Source organism: Streptomyces sp. NPDC055815, assembly GCF_053616475.1.
On record NZ_JBSHDU010000173.1, the window covers coordinates 1 to 2,948 of the forward strand.

Below are 2,948 nucleotides of genomic sequence, written 5' to 3' on the forward strand. Positions count from 1 at the left end.
CAGGCGCTGGAAGGCGTACGGGATCAGCTGGCCGAGCTGCTGGTGCACGAGCACGCGCCGCTGACCCTCGCCCAGCAGGCCAGCGGGATGCCGGGTGGCAGCCCGCTGTTCACGTCGCTGTTCAACTACCGGCACAACAAGCCCCGTACGCATCGTGAGGCGGGTGCGGAGGCCGGCACAGCGCGCGGAGCCATCAGTACGGTGTCGATGCGCGAGACGACGAACTATCCGGTGGCCGTGTCGGTCGAGGATCGCGAGTCGCAGTTCGGGCTGACCGTGGACGCCGTGGGCTCGGTGGACGGTCAGGCACTCTGCCGCCTGCTGCACACCAGCCTGGACAACCTCGTCACCGCGCTGGAAGACCACCCCGGCACCCCGCTGGCGGCCGTCGACATCCTCGGCGAGGCCGAGCGGCACCAGCTTCTCACGGAGTGGAACGACACCGCGAGGGAAGTTCCGGGACGGACGGTCCCTGAGATGTTCCAGGCCCAGGTGGCGCGGACGCCGGATGCGGTGGCGTTGGTGTACGGCGACCTGGAGCTGTCGTATGCCGAGGTTGCCGCAAAGGCGAACCAGCTGGCGCGCTACCTGCAAGGTCTGGGGATCGGCCACGGGTCGGTCGTGGGGGTGTGTCTGCCGCGGGGTGTGGATCTGCTCGTTGCGCTGCTCGCGGTGATGAACACCGGGGCGGCGTATGTGCCGTTGGATCCGGAGTATCCAGCGGACCGGCTGGAGTTCATGCTGTCCGACAGCGGTGCACAGGTGATCGTCGGGCGCAGCGACGGGGCGCCCGGACTGCCTTCCCTGACGGGGCGAGTGGTGGAGCTGGACGACACCGAGGTGGCGCGCGCCGTTGCGGCGGAGCAGGCCACTCCGCTCGAAATCACCTTTGAGGCCGCTGGATTGGCGTACGTGATCTATACGTCGGGGTCGACGGGGCAGCCCAAGGGCGTGGCCGTGTCGCACACCGGAGTGGCAAGTCTGGTGGCCGCTCAGGCAGAGCGTTTCGCGGTGGACTCCGCCACTCGCATGCTGCAGTTCGCGTCGGTGAGTTTCGATGCGTCGGTGACCGAGATTCTGGTGGCGCTGTCGTGCGGGGCCAGGCTGGTGCTGGCCGATGCACAGGAGTTGTTGCCGGGTGCGGGACTGGCCGATGTCGTAGCGCGGTGCCAGGTGACACATGTGAAGCTGCCGCCCGCGGTGCTGGCCGTGCTGGCGCCGGAGGACCTGGCTTCGGTGTCGACGCTGGCGTCGGCGGGTGAGGCGCTCAGCGCCGATCTGGTGGAGCGCTGGGCTCCGGGCCGCCGGTTCATCAACGTCTTTGGCCCCACCGAGACCACGGTGTGCGCCACGATGTCGACTCCACTGGCGCCGGGCGACGGTGTCGGAATCGGTGCGCCGATCGTCAATGCCCGGGTGTATGTGCTGGACGGCTCGCTGCGCCCGGTGCCGGTGGGTGTTGCGGGGGAGTTGTATGTGGCGGGTGCTGGTCTGGCGCGGGGGTATGTGGGGCGCCCGGGGCTGACCGGTGAGCGGTTTGTTGCGTGTCCGTTCGGTGGCGTGGGTGAGCGGATGTATCGGACCGGGGATGTGGCGCGGTGGTCGCCCGGGGGGCAGTTGGAGTATCTGGGTCGTGCTGATGATCAGGTGAAGATCCGTGGTTTCCGGATCGAGCCGGGTGAGGTGCAGGCGGTGCTGGCCGCGCACCCGCAGGTCGAGCGTGTCGCGGTGGTGGTGCGGGAGGACGTCCCGGGTGACAAGCGCCTGGTCGCGTACGTGGTCGGTGATGCACGGACCTCTGAACTGCGGGAGTTCGTGGCGGGGCGGCTGCCTGGGTACATGGTGCCGTCGGCGGTCGTGGTGCTGGACGAGCTGCCGTTGACGGCGAACGGGAAGCTGGATCGCAAGGCGTTGCCGGCTCCGGAGTACCGGGTGGGCGCTGGGCGAGGTCCGGTGTCGGTGCAGGAGGAGATTCTGTGCCAGGCGTTCGCGCAGGTTCTGGGTCTGCCCGAGGTCGGTGTGGAGGACGACTTCTTCGCACTGGGTGGGCATTCGCTGTTGGCGACTCGTCTGGTGAGTCGGGTGCGTGCGGTGCTGGGTGTGGAGGTGGCGCTGCGGACGCTGTTCGAGGCGCCGACGCCGGCCGGTCTGGCCTCGCGGTTGGTCGGGGCGGGTGAGGCGCGTCCGGCGTTGGTCGCGGGGGCGCGGCCGGAACGCGTACCCCTGTCGTTCGCGCAGCGCCGGCTGTGGTTCATCGGCCAGTTGGAGGGGCCGAGCGCGACCTACAACATCCCCCTGGCGCTTCGGCTGACCGGCGGACTGGACCGGGAGGCGTTGGAGGCGGCGCTGGTTGATGTGCTGGGTCGGCATGAGGTGCTGCGGACGGTGTTCGCGGTGGCCGAGGGTGAGCCGTATCAGCGGATCCTGCCGGTGGATGAGTGCGGGTTCGAGCTGGCCTTCGCGGAGGTGGGTGCGGAGGAGCTGGAGGCTGCGGTCGCCGAGGCGCAGGGGTATGCCTTCGATCTGAGGGCCGATATTCCGCTGCGGGCACGGCTGTTCGAGACCGGCGCGGACGAGCATGTGCTCGTGGTCGTGGTCCATCACATCGCGGGCGATGGCTGGTCGATGGGGCCGTTGGCGCGGGATGTGTCGGTGGCGTACGCGGCACGACGTGCGGGTGAGGCACCGGAGTGGTCTGCGCTGCCGGTGCAGTACGCCGACTATGCGTTGTGGCAGCGGGAGCTGCTGGGTGATGAGGGCGACCCGGGGAGTGTGCTGTCGCGGCAGGTGGATTTCTGGCGTGAGGCTTTGGCCGGTGCGCCGGAGGAGTTGGTGCTTCCGACCGACCGCACACGGCCGGCGATCGCGTCGCACGTGGGGCATGCGGTGCGGCTCGACGTTTCCGCTGGGGTGCATGCGCGGTTGCGTGAGGTGGCGCGTGAGCGTGG

The 2,948-nt window shown here is 69.4% G+C and carries 1 protein-coding gene; it reads left to right on the top strand.

From position 1 onward, the window contains the following. A partial coding sequence (locus tag ACWGN5_RS41760; RefSeq protein WP_453524246.1) for an amino acid adenylation domain-containing protein occupies nucleotides 1–2,948 on the top strand: 2,948 nt, incomplete at both ends.